Here is a 1,896-nt window from a genome sequence, read left to right on the forward strand (position 1 = left end):
GGGTCGTGCTGATGATCAGGTGAAGGTGCGGGGTTTCCGGATCGAGCCGGGTGAGGTGGAGGCCGCGTTGATGGCCTGCGCCGGAGTGGTCCAGGCCGTCGTGGTGGCGCGGGAGGACCGTCCCGGGGACCGGCGGCTGGTCGGCTATGTGGTGTCGAGGGCAGGTGCTGCGGTCGACGGGGCGAGTCTGCGTGCCACGCTGGCCGCGCGGTTGCCTGAGTTCATGGTGCCGTCGGTAGTGATGGTGCTGGAACGGTTGCCGCTGACGCCGAACGGCAAGCTGGACCGGCGGGCGCTTCCGGCCCCGGAGTACGCGGTGGCCGGATCGAGCCGCGCGGCTGCCACACCAACAGAGGCGTGGCTGGCGGAAGTGTTCGCCGAGGTGCTGGGGGTGGACGCGACTCGGATCGGCGTGGAGGAGAGCTTCTTCGATCTGGGCGGCCACTCCCTCCTCGCGGCCCGGCTGATCAGCCGCATCCGTACCGGACGAGCCGTGGAACTCGGCATCCGTACGCTGTTCAACACGCCCACAATCGGCGGGCTGGCCGCACTCATCGACTCCGGGACAGATGGTGCGGGGGTTTCGGGTGGGCGTCCGGTGGTGGGCAGGCGGGCGCGTCCCGAGCGGTTGCCACTGTCGTTCGCACAGCGGCGGATGTGGTTTCTACGGGAGCTGGAGGGGCCGAGCTCGACGTACAACACTCCGCTGCGGATGCGGCTGAACGGCACGGTAGATGAGGCAGCGCTGCGGAGTGCGCTGGCTGATGTGATGGGGCGGCATGAGGTGCTGCGGACCCGGTATCCGGTGTTTGCCGGAGAGCCGTATCAGGAGATCGGCGAGCCGGTGGCGCGGTTGTCCGTGGTCGAGGTGGCCGCCGGTGGGCTTGAGGAAGCGGTCAGGCGGGTAGAGGGGTACTGCTTCGATCTCGCGGCGGAGGTTCCGGTGCGGGCCTGGCTGTTCCAAGAGGCAGCATCCGGCGAGCGCGTGCTGTTGCTGCTGATGCACCACATCGCCAGTGACGGCTGGTCGGTGGGGCCGCTGCTGCACGAACTCGGAACGGCCTACCAAGCCAGGATGGCGGGCGAGCCTCCGGTGTGGGACGCGATGCCGACCCAGTACGCGGATTACACGTTGTGGCAGCAGGAGCTGCTGGGGTCATCCGAGGATCCGGCGAGCACGGTGAACTCTCAATTGGCCTATTGGCGAAAGGCCTTGGAAGGGGTTCCTGAGGAGTTGGCGCTGCCGTCTGATCGTCCGCGGCCCGCGGTGGGGTCGTCCCGGGGGGCTACGGTCGGGCTGTCCCTCGACGCCGAGGTGCATACGCGAGTGGTGCGTATGGCCCGGGAGCGGGGCGCGAGCGTGTTCATGGTGCTGCATACGGCGCTGGTGGCCCTGCTGACCCGCATCGGAGCGTGCACGGACGTACCAGTGGGCTCGGTGACCGCGGGCCGCACCGATGAATCGCTGGAGGATCTGGTCGGGTTCTTTGTGAACACCCTGGTCCTGCGGACGGACACGAGCGGAAACCCTTCGTTCGCCGAGCTCCTGGACCGCGTACGCGAGGTGGACCTGGCAGCCTACGAACACCAGGACGTGCCCTTCGAGCGAGTCGTCGAAGAACTGAACCCGACACGCACAGCAGGCCGACACCCGCTGTTCCAGGTCATGCTGGTCCTGCAGAACACCGCACGTCCCCTACTGGAGCTCGGTCCGGTGCGCACAGCACCGGAGCCCGTCACCGTACGTAACGCGAAATTCGACCTGTTCGCCGAGCTGGAAGAAACCTTCGACCCACAAGGCCACCCAACCGGCATCCACGGCGTACTCGAATACGCAACAGACCTCTACGACCAACCCACCGCAGACCGCCTGGCACAAGCCTTCACCCTGCTCCT

1 protein-coding gene is annotated in these 1,896 nt (G+C 67.5%); it reads left to right on the top strand.

Translation table 11 applies throughout. The features are described from left to right. Positions 1–25 precede the first annotated feature (25 nt). A partial coding sequence (locus CCN51_RS47620; RefSeq protein ID WP_245881830.1) for a condensation domain-containing protein occupies positions 26–1,896 on the top strand: 1,871 nt, incomplete at its 3' end.

The sequence above is a fragment of the Streptomyces milbemycinicus genome, from assembly GCF_002154605.1.
GTDB classification, from domain to species: Bacteria; Actinomycetota; Actinomycetes; order Streptomycetales; family Streptomycetaceae; genus Streptomyces; species Streptomyces milbemycinicus.